We start from the raw sequence: 1,041 nt of genomic DNA, 5'->3' as shown, positions 1-1,041 counted from the left end.
TGTAAAGGTTAGATAATTCGGTAACAAAATTTAATTTTAATAAATTTTGTTACGATGAGAAATAATAGTCAGGATTCGACATTAGAGAGAAACTATTTAGAGAAGTATCGTTTCTTAATAAAAGAATATGAACAGGTAAAAAACAAAACCCATCCTGTTCATAAAAAGGCAATGGATTTTTATAAAGCCAATGATACCTGTAGAAAAAGTTTTTTAAAGTATTATAATCGATATAAGCAAAGTGGAAAGTCAACAGATTTATTACCTCAAAAGCGAGGTCCAAGATATAAGACCAGACGCCCCTTACCGTTTATTGAACAAAAAGTAATTGAATTAAGAGAAAAGGGAAACAACAAATATGAAATTGTTAGTATCTTAAATCCCAAATTAGGAAAACATACACCATCATATTCTGGAGTTTATAATATTTTAAAACGGCATAAAATAAATAGATTAACTCCGAAGATTAAAAAGAATCATCAGAAAATAATCAAGGAAAGAATGGGACAGCTAGGTCATATTGATTGTCATTATTTAAGTAAAAGCATAATTCGTGGAGAGAATAAAAAGCTCTATTTAGTCTGTTTAATTGATGATTATAGTCGAATTGCCTGGGCAGAATTAGTTCCTGATATTACGAGTTTAACGGTTATGTTTGCAGCATTAAAATGCTTAAACATCTTAAGTAGCCATTATGAAATTAAATTTGAAGAGATATTATCTGATAATGGAGCTGAATTCGGTATTAAAACAAGTAAAGTAAAAAATCAGCATCCTTTTGAAAGAATGCTAATCGAATTGGGAATAACACATAGATACACAAGGCCTTACCGTCCGCAAACAAATGGTAAAGTAGAGCGCTTTTGGAGAACATTGGAAGATGATCTATTGAGGGATACGGATTTTGATTCTCAAGAAGAGTTAAAAGAAGAATTATTGCAATATTTATATTACTATAATCATGAAAGGCCACATCAAGGTATTGATGGAAAAAAACCAATCGAAATGATAAATCCGTTACCGAAATAAGTAACATTTACA

At 30.1% G+C, this 1,041-nt stretch carries 1 protein-coding gene; it reads left to right on the top strand.

Annotation, left to right across the window (positions count from 1 at the left end):
- The first annotated feature begins 54 nt into the window (after positions 1-54).
- Complete coding sequence (locus tag AAGV33_RS16325) at positions 55-1,029, top strand: integrase core domain-containing protein (RefSeq protein WP_373393438.1); 975 nt, start codon at positions 55-57, stop codon at positions 1,027-1,029.
- Positions 1,030-1,041 lie beyond the last annotated feature (12 nt).

The sequence above is a fragment of the Flavobacterium magnesitis genome (assembly GCF_041729735.1).
Taxonomy (GTDB): domain Bacteria; phylum Bacteroidota; class Bacteroidia; order Flavobacteriales; family Flavobacteriaceae; genus Flavobacterium; species Flavobacterium magnesitis.
This window is presented reverse-complemented; position numbering and strand designations above follow the sequence as displayed.

Bases quoted from the DNA above. Each gene is read 5' to 3' on its own strand.
- AAGV33_RS16325 (WP_373393438.1), top strand. From the start codon at position 55: ATGAGAAATAATAGTCAGGATTCGACATTAGAGAGAAACTATTTAGAG.